General features: G+C 68.1%; 20 protein-coding genes. 15 read left to right on the plus strand and 5 right to left on the minus strand.

The genetic code is table 11. From position 1 onward, the window contains the following. Positions 1-29: 29 nt before the first annotated feature. From D6850_RS07285 to D6850_RS07330, 10 genes are all read left to right on the plus strand, one after another. Positions 30-2,171: a RelA/SpoT family protein gene (locus tag D6850_RS07285; RefSeq protein ID WP_121165396.1), complete on the plus strand. Its 2,142-nt coding sequence runs from the start codon at positions 30-32 to the stop codon at positions 2,169-2,171. Positions 2,172-2,183: 12 nt separating this feature from the next. Then, the gene (locus D6850_RS07290; RefSeq protein WP_121165398.1) at positions 2,184-2,846 is read left to right on the plus strand and encodes a DUF2062 domain-containing protein; all 663 of its coding nucleotides are present in this window, start codon (positions 2,184-2,186) and stop codon (positions 2,844-2,846) included. A 91-nt stretch (positions 2,847-2,937) separates the two neighbouring features. Then, positions 2,938-3,696 carry a pyridoxine 5'-phosphate synthase gene (locus D6850_RS07295; protein WP_425452379.1) on the plus strand — a complete coding sequence of 253 codons (759 nt, stop codon included), beginning with the start codon at positions 2,938-2,940 and terminating at the stop codon, positions 3,694-3,696. Further along, positions 3,693-4,127, plus strand: a complete 435-nt coding sequence (locus tag D6850_RS07300; protein WP_121165402.1) for an ABZJ_00895 family protein — start codon at positions 3,693-3,695, stop codon at positions 4,125-4,127. The genes D6850_RS07295 and D6850_RS07300 overlap by 4 nt, the downstream gene beginning before the upstream one ends. Beyond that, positions 4,124-4,747 carry a LysE family translocator gene (locus D6850_RS07305; protein WP_121165404.1) on the plus strand — a complete coding sequence of 208 codons (624 nt, stop codon included), beginning with the start codon at positions 4,124-4,126 and terminating at the stop codon, positions 4,745-4,747. The genes D6850_RS07300 and D6850_RS07305 overlap by 4 nt, the downstream gene beginning before the upstream one ends. A gap of 77 nt (positions 4,748-4,824) precedes the next feature. Continuing rightward, the gene (gene acpS, locus D6850_RS07310; protein WP_121165406.1) at positions 4,825-5,241 is read left to right on the plus strand and encodes a holo-ACP synthase; all 417 of its coding nucleotides are present in this window, start codon (positions 4,825-4,827) and stop codon (positions 5,239-5,241) included. A 57-nt stretch (positions 5,242-5,298) separates the two neighbouring features. Beyond that, positions 5,299-6,135 (plus strand): signal peptidase I, encoded by an 837-nt coding sequence (gene lepB / locus D6850_RS07315; RefSeq protein ID WP_121165408.1) that lies wholly within the window; start codon positions 5,299-5,301, stop codon positions 6,133-6,135. After that, positions 6,132-6,824 (plus strand): ribonuclease III, encoded by a 693-nt coding sequence (rnc, locus tag D6850_RS07320; protein WP_121165410.1) that lies wholly within the window; start codon positions 6,132-6,134, stop codon positions 6,822-6,824. The genes lepB and rnc overlap by 4 nt, the downstream gene beginning before the upstream one ends. Before the next feature lie 63 nt (positions 6,825-6,887). Continuing rightward, positions 6,888-7,793, plus strand: a complete 906-nt coding sequence (gene era / locus D6850_RS07325; protein WP_121165412.1) for a GTPase Era — start codon at positions 6,888-6,890, stop codon at positions 7,791-7,793. 52 nt (positions 7,794-7,845) lie between these two features. Next, positions 7,846-8,178: a DUF1491 family protein gene (locus D6850_RS07330; protein ID WP_121165414.1), complete on the plus strand. Its 333-nt coding sequence runs from the start codon at positions 7,846-7,848 to the stop codon at positions 8,176-8,178. 183 nt (positions 8,179-8,361) lie between these two features. Here the strand turns inward: D6850_RS07330 and D6850_RS07335 are convergent, their stop codons facing one another. Beyond that, positions 8,362-10,911, minus strand: coding sequence for a VWA domain-containing protein (locus D6850_RS07335; protein ID WP_121165416.1), 2,550 nt, complete (start codon positions 10,909-10,911; stop codon positions 8,362-8,364). Between the two features lie 143 nt (positions 10,912-11,054). Here D6850_RS07335 and recO point away from each other — a divergent pair, with 143 nt between their 5' ends. Then, positions 11,055-11,804, plus strand: a complete 750-nt coding sequence (recO, locus tag D6850_RS07340; protein ID WP_121165418.1) for a DNA repair protein RecO — start codon at positions 11,055-11,057, stop codon at positions 11,802-11,804. Between the two features lie 20 nt (positions 11,805-11,824). Here the strand turns inward: recO and D6850_RS07345 are convergent, their stop codons facing one another. From D6850_RS07345 to D6850_RS07355, 3 genes are all read right to left on the minus strand, one after another. Next, entirely contained in the window at positions 11,825-12,217 is a 393-nt protein-coding gene (locus D6850_RS07345; protein ID WP_121165420.1) for an META domain-containing protein, read from the minus strand. After that, on the minus strand, positions 12,217-12,771 hold the full coding sequence (locus D6850_RS07350) for a TetR/AcrR family transcriptional regulator (protein ID WP_121165423.1): 555 nt from the start codon (positions 12,769-12,771) through the stop codon (positions 12,217-12,219). The genes D6850_RS07345 and D6850_RS07350 overlap by 1 nt, the downstream gene beginning before the upstream one ends. Positions 12,772-12,872: 101 nt before the next feature. Then, on the minus strand, positions 12,873-13,559 hold the full coding sequence (locus tag D6850_RS07355) for a DUF1045 domain-containing protein (protein WP_121165425.1): 687 nt from the start codon (positions 13,557-13,559) through the stop codon (positions 12,873-12,875). Positions 13,560-13,678: 119 nt separating this feature from the next. Between D6850_RS07355 and D6850_RS07360 the strand changes: the two genes are divergently transcribed. Then, positions 13,679-14,374 (plus strand): fumarylacetoacetate hydrolase family protein, encoded by a 696-nt coding sequence (locus D6850_RS07360; protein WP_121165427.1) that lies wholly within the window; start codon positions 13,679-13,681, stop codon positions 14,372-14,374. Here D6850_RS07360 and D6850_RS07365 read toward each other — a convergent pair. After that, positions 14,365-15,342, minus strand: a complete 978-nt coding sequence (locus D6850_RS07365) for a LysR family transcriptional regulator (protein WP_121165429.1) — start codon at positions 15,340-15,342, stop codon at positions 14,365-14,367. The genes D6850_RS07360 and D6850_RS07365 overlap by 10 nt on opposite strands. 87 nt (positions 15,343-15,429) lie before the next feature. On the opposite strand from D6850_RS07365, the gene D6850_RS07370 reads away from it, so the two are divergent. The 3 genes from D6850_RS07370 to D6850_RS07380 are packed head-to-tail and all read left to right on the plus strand — an operon-like array spanning position 15,430 to position 18,291. Next, positions 15,430-16,296, plus strand: a complete 867-nt coding sequence (locus tag D6850_RS07370; RefSeq protein ID WP_121165431.1) for an ABC transporter permease — start codon at positions 15,430-15,432, stop codon at positions 16,294-16,296. Then, on the plus strand, positions 16,296-17,102 hold the full coding sequence (locus D6850_RS07375; protein WP_121165433.1) for an ABC transporter permease: 807 nt from the start codon (positions 16,296-16,298) through the stop codon (positions 17,100-17,102). Before D6850_RS07370 ends, D6850_RS07375 begins: the two co-directional genes overlap by 1 nt. A 43-nt stretch (positions 17,103-17,145) precedes the next feature. After that, a complete protein-coding gene (locus D6850_RS07380) occupies positions 17,146-18,291 on the plus strand; it encodes an extracellular solute-binding protein (protein WP_245964127.1) in 1,146 nt (381 codons plus the stop codon). The last annotated feature ends 66 nt before the right edge of the window (positions 18,292-18,357 follow it).

The following is an 18,357-nucleotide window of genomic DNA, read 5'->3' on the forward strand; positions in this document are numbered from 1 at the left end:
CGGGGGACTCGAACCGGGGCGCGCGCCGCATGATCGCTGTCGAAGATCTCATCGCACTGGTCCGCGCCTACAACCCCAAGACCGACGAGAGCCTGCTGCGCGCGGCCTATGGCTACGCCCGCGAGATGCACGAGGGGCAGTATCGCCATTCGGGCGAGCCCTATTTCTCGCACCCCGTGGCGGTGGCCGCGATCCTCGCCGAACAGCGGCTGGACGACGCGACGATCGTGACCGCGCTGCTGCACGACACCATCGAGGACACCGGCGCCTCCTACGCCACCGTCAAGGAACGGTTCGGCCCGGAGATCGCCGATCTCGTGGATGGCGTGACCAAGCTGACGAACCTGCAACTCGGCAGCACCGAGACCAAGCAGGCCGAGAATTTCCGCAAGCTCTTCATGGCGATGTCGCGCGATTTGCGGGTGATCCTCGTGAAGCTCGCCGACCGGCTGCACAACATGCGTACCATCCGCGCCATGCGCTCGGAAAAGCAGGTGCAGAAGGCGCGCGAGACGATGGACATCTTCGCGCCGCTGGCCGGGCGCATGGGCATGCAGTGGATGCGCGAGGAACTCGAGGATCTCGCGTTCCGCGTCATCAATCCGGACGCGCGCGCCTCGCTCATGCGGCGCTTCATCGTTCTGCAACGCGAATCGGGCGATGTCATCGAGCGGATCGCCGGGGACATGCGCAAGGAGCTGAAGAAGGCCGGGATCGAAGCCGAGGTATTGGGCCGGGCCAAGAAACCCTACTCGATCTGGCGCAAGATGCAGGAGAAGCAGACCAGCTTTTCGCGCCTGTCCGACATCTACGGCTTTCGCGTCATCACCGGGTCCGAGCCGGACTGCTACGCCGTGCTCGGCGCGATCCACCGGCGCTGGCGCGCGGTGCCGGGGCGGTTCAAGGACTACATCAGCCAGCCGAAATCCAACGGCTACCGTTCGATCCACACAACCGTATCAGGGCGCGACGGCAAGCGGGTCGAGGTGCAGATCCGCACCCGCCAGATGCATGACGTGGCCGAAACCGGGGTCGCGGCGCACTGGTCCTACCGCGACGGCGTGCGCACCGAGAATCCCTTTGCCGTCGATCCCGCCGACTGGATCAACACCCTGACCGAGCAGTTCACCGCCGAGGAAGACCACGAGGATTTCCTCGAGGCGGTCAAGCTCGAGATGTATGCCGACAAGGTCTTCTGCTTCACCCCCAAGGGCGACGTGGTGAAACTGCCGCGCGGCGCGACGCCGATCGATTTCGCCTACGCCATCCACACGAGGATCGGCAACGCCGTGGTCGGCGCCAAGGTGGACGGCATGCGCGTGCCGCTCTGGACCCGGATCAAGAACGGGCAGTCGGTGGATGTCATCACCGCCGACGGCCAGACGCCGCAGGCCGCCTGGCTCGACATCGCGACCACCGGCAAGGCGCGCAGCGCGATCCGCCGCGCGCTGCGCGATCTCGACCGGGACCGCTATGTGAAGCTGGGCCGCGAGCTCGCCCGCGCCGCGTTCGAGCATGTCGGCAAACGCGCGACGGAAAAGGCGCTGCGCGCGGCAGCGGACCGGCTGCACCTTGAGGACGTGACCGACCTGCTGGCGCGGATGGGGCGCGCCGAACTGACCGGGCGCGAGGTGGTCGGCGCGCTCTATCCCGATCTCACCCCGGCGGCCGGTCCCGAGATCAGCCGCGAACGCGCGGTGATCGGCCTTGGCCCCGACCAGTATTTCGACCGCGCGGCCTGTTGCCAGCCGCTGCCGGGCGAACGGATCGTCGGGATCACCTATCGCGGCCGCGGCGTGGTGGTGCACGCCATTGACTGCGCCAGCCTCACGGCCTTCGAGGATCAGCCGGGCCGCTGGCTCGACCTGCAATGGCATTCGGGCACGCACGAAGCGGCCTATGACGCGACGCTCGACGTCACCATGGGCAATGACGCGGGCGTGCTGGGCCGCATTTGCACCTTGATCGGAGAGCGCAACGCCAATATCTCCAATTTGACGTTCATCGACCGCAAGCCGGACTTCTACCGCCTGCTGATCGATGTCGAGCTTCGCGACGCCGAACAGCTGCACAGCGTCATCGCAGCGCTCGACGCCGAAAGCGACGTCGCCGAAGTCGCCCGCCGCAGGGACAACGCGCGCCGCGACGCAACCGGCGGAAACGAATACTAGGAGCCCGACAAGGTGGTCTTCAAACGTCGAGACAAGCGACCCGTTTGGAAAGCCATCGCCGATTTCTTCTGGCCCCGCGGCGGCTGGACGCGCGCCGCGCTCTACGTCAAGCACCGGTTGCGCCGGCTGCCCGACCCGCCGCACCGCATCGCGCGCGGCATCTTCGCCGGGGTCTTCGTCTCCTTCACGCCGTTCTTCGGGCTGCATTTCTTCGGCGCCGCGGTGCTGGCGTGGATTTTGCGCGGCAACATCATCGCCGCGCTGCTGGCCACGTTCTTCGGCAACCCGCTGACCTTTCTCGCGATCGCGACGATCTCGCTCCAGACCGGGCATTTCCTGCTCGGGCGCGGCGGGGCGCTGCCCGAGGAATCGCATCGCTCGCTGGGCGGGAAATTCGTCGACGCGGGCGAAGATTTCCACGACAACCTCCTCGCGCTCTTCACCGGCGGCGACGCGCACTGGAGCAAGCTGCACGTCTTCTACGACGACGTGTTCTTTCCCTACATGATCGGCGGGCTCATCCCCGGCGTGATCGCCGGTCTGGCCTGCTACTACTTCAGCCTGCCGCTGCTGATCGTCTACCAGAACCGGCGCCGGGTGCGGCTGCGCAAGAAGTGGGACGAACTGAAGAAGAAGGCCGAACTGCGCAACGAGGACACCGGCGCGGACGGCTGACGACCCGCCGAGCGCCGTTTGGCCTTTGCGCGTCGCGGGGCGGTATCCTAGGGTTGGCCCGACTCGGATCAACTTGCGGAGCCCTGAGATGATGGACAGCCCCGAACTGCGCCTCGGCGTCAACATCGACCATGTCGCGACCGTGCGCAACGCGCGCGGCGGCGATACGCCCGATCCGGTGCGCGCCGCCAGGCTGGCCGAGGAGGCGGGCGCCGACGGCATCACCGCGCATCTGCGCGAGGATCGCCGCCACATCTCGGACGCCGATATCGACCGGCTGATGGAGGCGCTGAGCGTGCCGCTCAACTTCGAGATGGCCGCCACCGACGAGATGCAGGCCATAGCCCTGCGCCACAAGCCTCACGCCGTCTGCATCGTCCCCGAAAAGCGCGAGGAGCGCACCACCGAGGGCGGGCTCGACATCATGCGCGAGGAGGACCGCCTCGCCCGGTTCATCACGCCGCTGCGCGAGGCTGGCAGCCGCGTGTCGATCTTCATCGCCGCCGACGCGGCCCAGGTCGAGGCGGCGCAGCGCATCGGCGCCGAGGTGATCGAGCTGCACACCGGCGCCTATTGCGACGCCCATGCCGAGGGGCGCATCGAGGACCGCGATGCCGAACTGCGCTCCCTGCGCGACATGTCCGCTCACGCCCATTCGCTCGGGCTCGAGGTGCATGCCGGCCATGGGCTGACCTATGACACCGTCGCCCCCGTCGCCGCCTTCCCGGAGGTGCGCGAACTCAACATCGGCCATTTCCTCATCGGCGAGGCGATCTTTCGCGGCCTTGAGCCGGCCATCGCCGAGATGCGCGCCCGCATGGACGCGGCGCGGCGCGGGTCGCAGGGATGATCTACGCGCGCTACGCCCTCGTGTTCGTCGCCGTCGCCATCGGCGCGGGGCTGGCGGTGCGCCTGCTCGAAGGGCGCGTGTCCGGCCTGGGCTCGTCGGCGGCGCAACTGATCGTGCCCGCGATGATCGCCGCGCTGGTCGAGGGGCAGCGCGGCGCCAGGGTCGCGCGGGCCCGCCCCGACCGCGGGCAGTTCTGGAATTTCGCCTGGATCGCCACCGGGGTCGCGACCGCGCTCAACCTCGCGCTGGCTTATGGCGCCGGCGGGCTGCTGCCGGAATTCGGCAAGCTCGCGATCGCGCCGTTCGGCTCGCGACAATTCGCGATCCTGCTCGGCCTCTACGCGGGCGCGTATCTCATCTGCAACCGGTTCTTCTTCGGGCTGGGCGTCTCGACCGAACTCGCCCGGCAGGAGCGCGGGGGCGGGGGATGAGCGGTCACGAATTGATCCTTCTGCTGATCGCCTGGGCCGTGGCCGCCGGCAGCCCCGGCCCGGCGACGCTGGCGATCTCCAGCGCCGCGATGGCCGAGGGCCGCCTCGCGGGGTTCGCCATCGCCGCGGGCGTCTTTGCCGGTTCCGCCTTCTGGGGGATCGCCGCCGGCGCGGGGATGAGCGCGGTCATGATGGCGCACGCCTGGGCGTTCGAGGCGATCCGCCTGGCCGGCGCGGCCTACCTGCTGTGGCTGGCGTTCAAGGCGCTGCGCCGCGCCGTTCACCCGCCCAGTGCGGCGCCGGTTCACACCGCGCCGGGGCTGCGGCGGCTGTGGCTCAGGGGCGCGCTCATCCACGTCACCAACCCCAAGGCGGTGCTGGCCTGGGGCGCGGTCTACGCCATCGCGCTACCGCCCGCGGCAGCGCCGCTTGCGGTGTGGAAGCTGTTCGCCCTGCTGCTGGCCGTGTCGGGCGCGATCTTCTTCGGCTACGGGCTGCTCTTCTCGACGCCGCGCATCGCGCGCGGCTACCTGCGCCTGCGCCGCGGTTTCGAGGGCGCCTTCGCGTTGCTCTTCGGCGCGGCGGGGCTGATGATCCTCACCACGTCGCACAAGGTCTGACCCGATGCTCCGCTCCACCCGCTTCACCCCCGAGCAATCGACCGCCGGCTCGACGCAATGACGGGGACGGCGTCGCCATGATACTCGGCATCGGCACGGATTTGGCCAATATCGACCGTATCGCAGCCACGCTCGACCGCTTCGGCGATCGTTTCCGAAACCGCGTCTTCACCGAAACCGAGCAGGCCAAGGCCGAACGTCGCGCCGACACGCCCGGCACCTACGCCAAGCGCTGGGCCGCGAAGGAGGCGTGCTCCAAGGCGTTGGGGACAGGGCTGCGGATGGGCATCGCCTGGAAGGACATGGCGGTGAGCAACCTCGCCACCGGCCAGCCGGTGATGCACGTGACCGGCTGGGCCGCCGACCGGCTGGCGGCGATGACCCCGCCGGGGCATGACGCGATCATCCACGTCACGCTCACCGACGATCACCCCTGGGCGCAGGCCTTCGTCGTGATCGAGGCGCGTCCCCGCGCGCCCGAGACCGCGCCTTGACACCCGCCCGCCGCGCGCCCATGAAGCACGCGACCTGACCCGAGGCGGAGACCCCCGATGGCAAGCGACGCCAAGAAGAGCAATCCCATCGTCGAGACGATCAAGACCGTCGTCTACGCCCTGTTGATCGCCGGCATCTTCCGCACGCTGTTCTTTCAGCCGTTCTGGATTCCCTCCGGCTCCATGAAGGACACGCTGCTGATCGGCGATTTCCTCTTCGTGAACAAGATGGCCTACGGTTATTCCTACGCCTCCTGCCCGTCGATCAAGATCGGCGCGATCGGTCTGGACATCGACGCCAAGGACATCTGCGGATTCCTCGACGGCGACAACACCCGTCTTTTCGGCAGCGAACCCGAGCGCGGCGATATCGTCGTCTTTCGCCACCCCGTGCAGGGCACCGATTTCATCAAGCGCCTGATCGGCCTGCCCGGCGACAAGGTGCAGGTCAAGGACGGCGTGCTCAGCATCAACGGCGAACCGGTCGAGCTCGAACCCGCGGGCGTGTTCGAGGAGGTCTACGAGGCCCAGGGACCCATGCGCTCGCGCCCGCGCTGCGAGAACGGCGTCGTCGGCGAAGGCGCGATCTGCAGGAAATCCCGCCAGGTCGAGACGCTGCCGAACGGACGCTCGCACCACATCCTCAACATCACCGATCAGCGTTCGGACCACACCAATGTCTTCACCGTCCCCGAAGGGCATTACTTCTTCATGGGCGACAACCGCGACAACTCCACCGATTCGCGCTTTCCGCAGACGGTGGGCGGCGTCGGCTTCGTGCCTTTCGAGAACCTGATCGGGCGCGCGAACCGCGTGATCTTCTCCTCGGCGGGCCACTCGATGCTCTATTTCTGGACGTGGCGGGGGGATCGCTTCTTCAAGGCGCTCGAGTGAAGCTGTCGCGCGAACTGGCGGCGTTCTCGCGCCGGCTCGGGCATGACTTCGCGCGGCCCGCGCTCCTGGTGCAGGCGGTCACGCATGCGTCGATGTCCACGCCCGCGCGCGGCGACAACCAGCGGCTCGAATTCCTCGGCGACCGGGTGCTCGGCCTCGTGATGGCCGAGGCGCTGCTCGCCGAGGATCCCGACGCTGCCGAAGGCCAGCTCGCCCCGCGTTTCAACGCGCTGGTGCGCAAGGAAACCTGCGCCGACGTCGCGCGCGAGATCGATCTCGGCGCGGTGCTCAAGCTCGGTCGCTCCGAGATGCTATCGGGCGGGCGGCGCAAGCAGGCGCTTCTTGGCGATGCGATGGAGGCCGTGATCGCCGCCGTCTATACCGACGCCGGGTTCGAGGCCGCCCGTCGGATCGTGCTGACCCTCTGGGGCGCGCGCATTGGCGCGGTCGAGGCGGACGCGCGCGACGCCAAGACCGCGCTCCAGGAATGGGCGCAGGCCCGTGGCCTGCCGCCGCCCGACTACGCCGAAACCGCCCGCAGCGGCCCGGACCACGCGCCGGTTTTCACCATCACCGCAACGCTCGCCAACGGCATGTCCCAAAGCGCCAGCGCCGGCTCCAAGCGCCACGCCCAGCAGGCCGCCGCGACCGCGCTTCTGGCCCGCGTCGAGGGCATGCCGGACGCCTGACGCCTCTGGCAAAGCGGCGCGCCATGCGCTAGGGCTGACCTCCGCAACCCCGAGGATCCGCCCATGACCACCCGCGCCGGTTTCATTGCCCTGATCGGAGAGCCCAACGCGGGCAAGTCCACCCTGCTCAACCGCATGGTGGGCGCCAAGGTGAGCATTGTCACTCACAAGGTCCAGACCACCCGCGCGCGCATCCGCGGCGTCGCGATCGAAGGCGACGCGCAGCTTGTCTTCGTCGACACGCCGGGTCTCTTCCAGCCGCGCCGCCGGCTTGACCGCGCGATGGTCGCCGCCGCCTGGGGCGGGGCGGCGGACGCCGACGTGGTCGTTCTGCTGGTGGAGGCGCATCGCGGCGCGACCGAGGGCGTAAAGCGCATCCTCGACGGTCTGGGCGAGGTCGCCCGCGGCCGCCCCGTCGCGCTCGCCATCAACAAGATCGACCGCGTGAAATCCGAGGCGCTCCTCGCCCTCACCAAGGAACTCAACGATCGTTTTCCCTTTGTCGAAACCTTCATGATCTCCGCCGAGAAGGGCCACGGCGTCGACGCCCTGCGCGCATGGCTCGCCCAAACGCTGCCCGAGGGGCCGTGGCTCTACCCCGAGGACCAGATCGCCGATCTGCCCATGCGAATGATCGCCGCCGAGATCACCCGCGAAAAACTCACCCTGCGGCTGCATCAGGAACTGCCCTACCAGCTCACCGTCGAGACCGAGAACTGGGAAGAGCGCAAGGACGGCTCGGCCCGGATCGATCAGATCGTCTATGTCATGCGCGACGGCCACAAGGGCATCGTGCTGGGCAAGGGCGGCGAGACCGCCAAGGCCGTCTCCAAGGCCGCCCGCGAGGAGCTCGAGGAATTCCTGGGGCGGCGCGTCCACCTCTTCCTGCAGGTGAAGGTGCGCCCCAACTGGCTCGACGAGGCCGAACGCTACACCGAGATGGGTCTCGACTTCAGGGACGGGAATTGATGCGCATGCACGTCTTTCAATGTTCCGAAAATACTCGGATCCCCGGCTTGCGATGACGCGGCTCACGGCGAATTTCTGGGTACACGCCTATCTCGCGCGGCTGCGCCTCGCCGATATCCCCGCTTTCGTCGTCGCGCATGGCGACGACACCGCCGGCGCGGTGCTGGTCAAGCTCTCGACGCTGGATGGAAACGCCGTCGCCTACCAGCGCGGGTTCGACCTCATGACCGGCGCGCGGCGCTGGAGTGAGCTCACCTCCGGTCCCGAGGCAGAGGTCGACGCCGCCATCGCCCGCCAGCGCGGTTTCGATCCCGACCTCTGGGTGATCGAGGTCGAGGACCGCGCGGGCCGCCACCTGCTTGACGCTCCCGGCCTCGGCGACTGAGGCCCAAGACTTTTATTCCAAAAGTCTTCCCAATTCTCTTTGCAAAAGAGAATTGGCCCCCACCCGTCCCGCCTCGCGATCCGCCATGTCGCGCCCTGCGCACCCCGCACGCCGGCGACGCGGTCGCAGTGCGGATGCGCCCGCCTCGGGGTAGCCTTCGGACTTGTGGGGGCGCGCCTTGCGTCACTCCACCACGATCACCTTGCGCGCCAGAACCTCCTGCCCGCTGAGATCGAGGAAGCGCAGCTCATAGCTGCCCGGCTCTTCGGGCAGCGGCATCCGTACCGGCGGTTCGCCCTCGATCCTGATCGCGGTGATCCAGGTGAATATCGCCTGGTCGCCGCGCGCCAGCGTGATGCGCTGGTCCGCGCTTTCGCTCTCGACGGTCCAGCCCACCTCGATGGTGCTGCCCGGCGCGGCGGCGTCCGGCGCGCTCAGCTCCGCCCCGGTGGTGAGCGCGGCGTCCGCGGCCAGCACTTCGAAGCGGTGCCGCGCCAGCACCCGGCGCCCCTTGTCGAGCGTGTAGCGCAGCTCGTAAACGCCGGTCTGCTTGGGCGCGGTCAGTTCCGCCTCGCTTGCGTCGCCGACGCGGGCGTAATCGCCGCTCACACTGTCGTCGCTCCCCATCGGCGCGATGCGGACGAAGTCGCGCGGGTTGACCGCTCCCGTCCAGGAAAAGCGCAGCCGGTCGCCGGCGCGGATCTCGGTCGGCCCGCTCACGGTGACCTCGGGCGCGGTGATCTCGATGGGTTGGCTGGCCAGCGTCCGCCGCCCCTTGTCGAGCACGTAGCGCAGCTCATACATTCCCGTTTCCGCGGGCATCTGCAGCTTGCCTTCGGAGTCGTCCTTCACGCGGATATAGTCGGCCGAGGCGCCCTCATCGGCCCCCATCGGCACGATGGTGACAAAGTCGCGGCCATTCACGATTCCGCTCCAGGACACGCCGACGACACTGCCTGTCAACGCGCTCTCCGGGCCGCTCACCGTGACCTCGGGCGCGGTGATCTCGATGGGTTGGCTGGCCAGCGTCCGCCGCCCCTTGTCGAGCACGTAGCGCAGCTCATACATTCCCGTTTCCGCGGGCATCTGCAGCTTGCCTTCGGAGTCGTCCTTCACGCGGATATAGTCGGCCGAGGCGCCCTCATCGGCCCCCATCGGCACGATGGTGACAAAGTCGCGCCCGTTCACGTTTCCGCTCCATGAAACGCTCACGACACTGCCTGTCAACGCGCTCTCCGGCCCGCTCACGGTGACCTCGGGCGCGGTGATCTCGATGGGCTGGCTGGCCAGCGTCCGCCGGCCCTTGTCGAGCACGTAGCGCAGTTCGTACATTCCCGTCTCCGCCGGCATCTGCAGCTTGCCTTCGGACTCGTCCTTCACACGGATGTAATCGGCCGAGGCGCCTTCATCCGCCCCCATCGGGACGATGGTGACGAAGTCGCGCCCGTTCACGTTTCCGCTCCATGAAACGCTCACGACACTGCCTGTCAACGCGCTCTCCGGCCCGCTCACCGTGACCTCTGGCGCGGTGATCTCGATGGGTTGGCTAGCCAGCGTCCGCCGGCCCTCATCGAGGACGTAGCGCAGCTCATACATTCCCGTTTCCGCGGGCATCTGCAGCTTGCCTTCGGAGTCGTCCTTCACGCGGATGTAATCGGCCGAGGCGCCCTCATCCGCCCCCATCGGCACGATGGTGACGAAGTCGCGCGCGTTCACGTTCCCGCTCCAGGACACGCCGACGACACTGCCTGTCAACGCGCTCTCCGGCCCGCTCACCGTGACCTCGGGTTCGAGCAGCTCGATCGCGCTGCTGCCCAGCGTCTTCTTCGTTTCCTGCTGCACGTAGCGCACTTCGTAGAGCCCGGCGTCGCCGAGCGCGCGCAGCATGCCTTCGGAATCGTCCTTCACGCGGATGTAATGCGTATAAACGCCCTCGTCCGCGCCTGCGGGGACGATGGTGATGTAGTCCCGCGGATGGGGCGCGCGGTCCCATGCGACCTTGAAATCCGACCCCGCCAACGCGGTGGCCGGCGCTGTGACGGCGATCTGCGGCGCCTGCGGTTCCGGCTCGGGCTCGGGTTCGGCGGCGGGCTCGGGGGCAGGGGCCTCGGCCACCGTGTCGCCCAGCGTGCTCAGCGCCTCGCCCAGTTCGCTGGCGTTGCCGGCCTCGATGAACTTGCCGCCGGTTTCCTCGGCGATACAGGCAAGCGATGCGGTGTCCTCGGACGTGCCGAGGCCGAAGCCGACCACATGCGCGGTGAACCCCACGCCGCTTTTGGCGAGTTCGCCAGCCAGCGCGCAAGGATCGCGTTCACAGCTTTCCAGCCCGTCCGAGATCAGCACCACGGTCGCCGGTCGGTCGGTATAGGCCATTTGCTTTGCGGCCATCTCGACCGCATCGGTCAGGGGAGTCTTGCCGGTGGGGGTGATCTTGTCGATGCGGGCCTGGATGTCGGCGGCGGTGCCGGCGGCGGGGGCGATCAGCGTCTCGATATCCGCGCAGTCGCCGCGGCGGCGGTGCCCATAGGCCATCAGGCCGACCTTGCGCTCGGCGGTCCAGTCTCCCAGCAAATTCTTCATCACGCCCCGCGCGATCTCGATCTTGGCGGCGCCGTCGATCTGGCCCCACATGGAGTTGGAGCCGTCGAAGACGATCATCACATCCTCCTCCGCGAAGGCGGCGGGCGCGGCAAGGCTGGCGCAGGCGGCGAAAAGGGCGGCAAGACGTTTCATGGAGATCCCCCGAGGTCGATGTATCGCGGCAAGTCAAACACAAGTCGCGACGTTTATCCACTGTTTCAGGCGGCTTAACGCGCTTGGCATCCGCCGTCCCGCGATGCGATACTGGACCCGAGCGGAAAACAGGCGGAGCGATCATGGAGTGGCGCGATCAGGGCATTCTGCTGTCGGCGCGCGGACACGGCGAAAGCGCGGCGATCATCGAGGTGCTGACGCCCGCGCACGGCAGGCACGCGGGCGTGGTGCGCGGGGGGGCGTCGCGGCGGCTGGCCCCGGTGCTGCAACCGGGCGCGCAGCTCGACCTTGCCTGGCGCGCGCGGCTCGAGGAGCATCTCGGCGCCTTCACGGTCGAACCCGTCCGCTCCCGCGCGGCGGCCTCGCTGGGGGATCGCCTGGCGCTGGCGGGTCTCAACGCGGTGACGGCGCTGCTGCTCTTCGGGCTGCCCGAGCGCGAGGCTCACCCGACGCTCTACCGGCGCACCGAGGCGCTGCTCGACCTGCTGGGCCAGGGCGAGGTCTGGCCGCTGGCCTACCTGCAATGGGAACTGGCGCTGCTCGAGGAGCTGGGCTTTGGCCTCGACCTCAGCGGTTGCGCGGTGATGGGGCCGGCGGCGAACGACCTGAGCTATGTGTCGCCGCGTTCGGGGCGGGCGGTGTCGCGCGCGGGCGCCGGGGAATGGGCGGATCGCCTGTTGCCGCTGCCGCCCTGTCTCATGGGGCAGGGCGGCGCGCCGGATGCGGAAATCGTCGACGGTTTGCGCACTACCGGGCATTTCCTGCACACCCACCTGGCGCCCGAACTCGGCGACCGGCCCCTGCCGGAAGCGCGCCAGCGCTTCGTCGATCGTTTCGCGGCGCGGGCCGCGCGGAGCCACGCGGCGCGCTGACCCGGCCTGCGCGATCCCGCTCAGGGGCGGCGGGCCTCGAGCACCATTTCCTTGCCCGACGAGGTGGTGATGATCAGCACGTCGCCCGCGACCTCGACCAGCGACGCCGCGGCGAGGGCGTCGAACAGCCGTTCTTCCTGCTCGAGCGCGGCGCAGGCCCGTTCGGTCTGCACCGCGTCCGTCAGGTGGAACCACGGGTAAGGCGCGGTCTGGCGCGCGCGCATGGTGTTGCAGGGGCCGCTGATCTCGACCGCGCCATCGTCGAGCAGGCGCATCGTCAGCGACGCGGGCGGCGCGGCGCCCGCGATCAGCGTCAGCTCCCATGCGCCGGCGCCGCCGTGCCCGGTCACCGTCTGGTCGCCCTGGCAGCCGGTCAGCCCGAGCGAGGCCGCGAGCAGCAGCGCGCGCCGCATCAGCGCAGCGCCAGGATGAGATCGACCAGCGATCCGATCGCACCTGGCGCGTCGCCTCGCGCGTCGGGCGCGAGCGCCGCCATGCCAAGCCCGGCGGCATGGATGATCCGCGCCATTTCCGGATTGCCGACCCCGACGCTGCGCAACAGCGCGCCCAGCCGGTCGAGCCGCGCCGCGTCAAGCCGCGCCACCGCCGCCTGCGCCCCCGCGTGACCCAGCGCCCAGGCGCGCATCGCCGGCTCCACCGCCGCGCCGTCGCGGGCGGGGTCTTCGGCAATGATCTGCGCAAGGCGGCGCAACCGGCTCGGGTCGGTTTCTTCCGCGGCGAGCGTTTCGGTGATCCGCGCCGTCTCGGCTTGTTCCCATGTCTCGATCAGCGCCGCGTGATAGGCCGGAAGGTCGTCGAAATGCCAGTAGAACGACCCCTTGGTTGCACCCAGACGTCGCGCCAGCGGCTCGGCGCGCAGGGCTTCGGGGCCGTCCGAAGCCAGCGCCGCAAGGCCGGTCCCGATCCAGGCGTCCCGAGTCAACCGTTGGGTTTTCGCAAGCGTCATGCGCGTGATCTAGAACGTGGCCGGACGGGGCGCAAGGGACGCTCCGGCGCGCGGGCGGCACGCGCCGGATTCGAGTATTTCGGGAACATTGAAAGCGCGGTCTATCCTGTGAGGGCCGTGCGCAGGATCAGGCGAAACCGGCCCGCGGCATCCTCGCCCACGAGGCTGAGCGCGTCGATCGTCATCGGGGCGGGCAGCAGTGGCGCCACATGCGGGGCGAGCGCGCCGTGCAGCGCCGCGGTCTGCGCGCGAGGTAGCTTGTCGCTCAGCGTGAGGTGAAAGCGGAACGCCTCCAGCACGTGCGGATAGCCCCAGCGCATGAGGTTGGCCGCCTGCCGCTCGCTGCGCACGGCCTGTCGGCGGCGGCTCAACTCCGCGTCGCTCAGCCGGGCGCGAAACATGTCGAGCCGGCGCACCGCCTCCGCAGCCAGCGCGTCGAGCGCCGGCGTCGGTCCGGTGGGAACAAGCGCGACGAACCGCCCCAGCGCGGCCAGTTCCAGCCCGGCCAGTTCGACCGGGGCATGTTCCGCGCAAAGCGCGGCAAAGGCGGTTTCGACCTCGTCGGGGCGCTGACCGGGGGCGAGCGCGAAGGGCGGGCGCATCGTGGCGTGCAGGCCGTAACGGCGCGGCGTGGCGGTGAGGTCCGCCGCCGGCGCGGGCAGCCCGTTGATTTCCGGATGCGCAACCTCCCGGCCCCGCGCGATGTCCCAGCCGAGCCACGCCGCCCCCCAGCGCGCCAGCGCGTCATTTTCGGGCGGGGTGTAGTAGACGGCGTAGCGACGGAACATGCTGCCTCCTGCGACTCCCGCCTTCTTGGCACAGGCGGGGATGCGGTCCAAGGGCGCGGGCTTTGACAGGCGGGCGCGACCGCCGCATAAGGAGGCGCATCATCACCCACGAGGCCCCCATGACCGCCAAGCCGCTCTTTGACCTGCCGTCCCCGCCCATGATCCCCGTCACCGGACGCGACGCCGCCTTCCCGGTGCGGCGCGTCTTCTGCGTCGGGCGCAACTACGCCGCCCACGCCGCCGAAATGGGCAACGAGGTCGACCGCGAGGCGCCGTTCTACTTCACCAAGTCCGCGCATGCGCTGGCCCTCTCGGGGGCCGAGATCGCCTATCCGCCGGGCACCGCGGACTGCCACTACGAGATGGAGTTCGTGATGGCCATCGGCGGCGATGCCTTCGAGGTGGCGAAGGAGGACGCGATGGACGCGGTCTGGGGCTTCGCCTGCGGCATCGACCTCACCCGGCGCGACCTTCAGGCCGCGGCCAAGGACAAGCGCCGTCCCTGGGATCTCGGCAAGGATTTCGAGAACGCCGCCGTCATGGGCCCGATCACGCCTGCGGCGGATTTCGGCGCGGTGGGGGCGCAGGCGATCACGCTCGACCTGGACGGGGCGCGGGTGCAGGAGGCGACGCTTGCCGACATGATCTGGTCCGCGCCCGAAATCGTCGCGCACCTGTCGCGCTTCTACCATCTCGCGCCCGGAGACCTGATCTATACCGGAACGCCCGCGGGCGTCGGCCCCGTCGGCCCCGGCGCCGCGCTCGAGGGGCGGATCGACGGGTTGGAGCCTGTGCGCCTGCGTTTTCAGCGATAGGTGCGCTCTTCGATCGGGGTGCTCTCGATCTCGGCGTTGAGCATGTCGACCAGGATCTGCTCGGCCCGGTTCATCACCGCGTGCGGGTTCCAGACGAGATGCACGTCGATGGCCGGCAAATCCTCGTAGGGCGGAACCTGCCAGAGCCTCCCTGCGGCGACATCGGGGGCCGCGACATGCATCGGCAGCGCGCCTACGCCGATGGCGGCGCAGATCATGCGGCGCACTTCCTCGAGGTTCGAGGACGTGCCGACGATGTGTTCCCGCATGCTCGACTGCGCGCGCATCAAGGTGACGGGGCTGAGCACGTCCGAGATGCGATCGGTCTCGAACCCGACGCTGGCCAGCCCCTCGAGATCGGCGGGCGTCAGCCCCTTGCGGCCGAAAAGCGGATGCCCGGGGCCGCAGTAGAGGGCAAAGAATTCGCGGTACAGACGGCGGTATTCCAGACGCGCGTTGCGGTCGCCGACAAGGCAGAGCGCGAGCGAGGCGCGTTTCGCCTGCACCTCGCGGATCGCCTCCACGCTCGAGAGCACGTTGATCGTGAGCGTGGTCTGCGGATGCGCGCGGTGGAAGGCGGCCAGGACCCGGTCGAAAAGCGGGCAGACCACGTGGCTCGCCACCGCCAGAACGACGTGGCCGCGCACGTCGTCCGTCATCTCGCGCAGGAGCGTTGAGAGCCGCAGGATCGACCCGTTGATATCGAGCGCCTCGCGGTAGAGCAGGCGCCCCGCATCGGTCAGCGTGTAATGCCCCGGGCGGCGGTCGATCAGCTTGCGTCCGATCCGGTCCTCCAGCCGCTTGAGCGCGGTCGAGACCGAGGGCTGTTTCAGCCGCAGCCGTGCGGACGCATCGGTGATCGAGCGGGACTCGGCCAGCACCACGAAGGTGCGCAGGAGGTTCCAGTCCAGTTCGCGCGCGATGCGGCGGGGGCTGTAGCGATGATCCTGATCGGCAGGTATAGACATGGATGATAGTCATAATTCTAAATATCTATTTGCGCAATATTATTCCCCGTTCCATCCTTGCGGCGAGAAACGGGGGGAATCACTGGAATGTCGGTCGAAGCGCGTGAAAGGCGCCAGCCGTGGATATTGCTGTCGCCCGCGCTGACGGCGATCACCCTGCTGCTGTTCATTCCGCTGGTCTTCATCGCGGTCTACAGCTTCTGGCTGCGCACGGCGACCGGCGCGGACCAGGTCGGGTTCTTCCTCGACAACTGGCAGGAGGCGCTGACCGATCGGTTCTACCGCGACATCCTGCTCTACACGCTCAAGATCGCGGCGATCACCACGATCCTCTGCGCGGTCATGGGCTACCCGGCGGCCTATTTCATCGCCCGCTCCAAGGGGAACAAGGCGATCCTGCTGTTGCTGCTGATGCTGCCCTTCTGGATCAGCTACATCATCCGCACGATGAGCTGGATCAACATCCTCGGCGTGTCGGGCGCGCTCAACACCTTTTTGCTGTGGATCGGCATAATCGATGAGCCGCTTCAGATGCTCTACAACCAGGCGACGGTGGTGCTCGGGCTCATCCACTTCCTGCTGCCATTCATGGTGCTCAACGTGTTCGTCAGCCTCGACGGCATCGACGAGACGCTGGAGGACGCGGCCAATTCGCTCGGCGCGACGCGCTGGCAGGCGTTCCTGCAGGTGACGCTGCCGCTGTCGCTGCCGGGACTCGCCGCGGGCGGGCTGCTTTGCTTCGTGCTGGGCGCGGGAACCTACATCACGCCGCTGGTGCTGGGCGGGCCGAGCGACGCGATGTTCGCCAACCTCGTCTTCGAGGCGATCATCACCCAGCTCAACTGGCCATTGGGCAGCGCGCTGTCGCTGATGCTGCTGGTGGTGCTGGGCCTGCTGGTGATGGTCTACAACCGCTATCTCGGGATGGCGCAACTGATGAAGGGGCTGGGCTGATGGCGGCGCGTGACTCTTCGCTCGGCTGGCACCTCATCCGCGGCTACGCGATGGCGGTCTATCTCTTCATGTTCCTGCCGATCATCGTCGTGGTGCTTCTCAGCTTCAACGCATCGCAGTTCGGCTCTTTCCCGATGACGGGTTTCTCGTTCCGCTGGTTCGGAGAGCTGTGGAACAACGAGGCGATTTTGCGCGCCTTCCGCACCTCGCTGGTGCTGGGGCTGCTGACCGCGCTCATCTCGACCACGCTGGGCGTTCTGGCGAGCCTCGCGCTCGTGCGCTACAAGGTGCCGGGCGCCAACACCATATCGACGATCCTCATCGCGCCGATCCTCGTGCCCGAGGTGGTGCTTGCGGTCGCGCTGTTGCTGTTCCTCAATTTCCTCGGCGTTCCCAAGAGCTTCGGGCTGCTGCTTTTCGGGCACGTGATCTTCACGCTGCCCTTCGTGATCCTCGTGGTGCAAGCGCGGCTCGTCGCGATCCGCCGCGACATCGAGGAGGCGGCGCTCAGCCTCGGCGCATCGCCGGTGCAGACCTTCTTCCAGGTCACGCTGCCCCTGATGCTGCCCGCGGTGATGGCCGGGGCGCTCTTCGCCTTCACCATCAGCTTTGACGACATCACCGGAACGCTGTTCTGGAAACCCGGCGGGGTGGAGACGGTGCCGACGCAGATCTTCGCGATGCTGCGCAACTCCATCAGCCCCGAGATCAACGCGCTGGGCACGGTGATGATCGTCATGACCGTCGGGCTGCCCCTGGTGGGGGCGGCGATCGCCCGGCAAATGTCGAAGAAGAGCGGACTCTGAGCCGCCGGACCCTGCAACGAAACCAATAAGGAGAGACCAGACAATGACCAAGATGGACAACACCACGCGCTACGAACGCCTGCGCGAACGCTACATGAACGGCGACCTCAGCCGGCGCCGCTTCCTCGGGCTCTTGGGCGCGGCGGGGGCGGCCTATGGCCTTGTCACGCCCTACCGCGCGCTGGCGCAGGAAGTGACCGAGGTGCGTTTCGACGGCTGGGGCGGCGTCGTCTCCGAGGCGCTGCGCAAATACGCCTTCGACCCGTTCGAGAAGGAAACCGGCATGAAGGTGGTCGACGGCACCTTCGGCGGCTCCGATGAATTCCTCAGCCGCCTGAAGGCGAGCCAGCCGGGCGAATTCAACATCGCCCACCTCTCGGGCGTGTTCGATTACGCGCGCTACGCCGATCTCGGCTACGCGAGCGAGTTGAACCGGGACAACATCCCCAACCTCGAACTCGCGATCCCCAAGCTGGTGGACGTGCTCGCGCAATATACCGACGGCAAGCTCTCGGCGGTGCCCTACGATTACGGCACCACCGGCATCGCCTATAACCGCGCGCATATCTCGGACGAGGAGGCCAAGGAGAAGGGCGCCAACCTGCTGATCGACGACGCCTACAAGGGCAAGATCGGCGGCTGGGCCGAATGGCGCACCCGCGTCTGGATGGCGGCGCTGCAAACCGGCCAGGATCCCAACGACATCCAGGACATGGACGCGATCTGGGACGCCGTGCGCCAGCACCGCGACCTGGCGCTGAAATACTGGACCTCGGGCGCCGAACTGATGAGCCTGCTGGCGGAAGAGGAAATCTACGTCACCGAGGCCTGGTCGGGCCGCGTCTATGCGCTTCAGGAGCAGGGCCACGACATCGGCTACATGGATCCCAAGAACGGCTATGGCTGGCAGGAATGCATGTTCGTCATCAAGGGCAGCCCGATGGAGGCCTGCGAGGAACTGCTGAACTTCATGCTGTCGCCCGAGACCTCGATCGCGGTGGCCGAGGGCCAGAGCTACCCGCCCGCGCTTGACCCGCAGAAGGTCGATCTGGGCGACAAGATCCCGGAACTTCCGGCTTTCGATCCGACCGGTACGCTCGACAATCTGACCTTCGCCGATCCCGCCTACTGGAACGGCCACGAGGCGGATTGGTCCAAGACCTTCGGCCGGGTGCAGAAGGGCTACTGAACCGGGCCTTCCCGACCCGTCCCGGAGAACGCTCCGGGGCGGGGTTTTCGCCAACCGCTCCACCAG

The sequence above is a fragment of the Roseovarius spongiae genome (genome assembly GCF_003651245.1).
Taxonomy (GTDB): domain Bacteria; phylum Pseudomonadota; class Alphaproteobacteria; order Rhodobacterales; family Rhodobacteraceae; genus Roseovarius; species Roseovarius spongiae.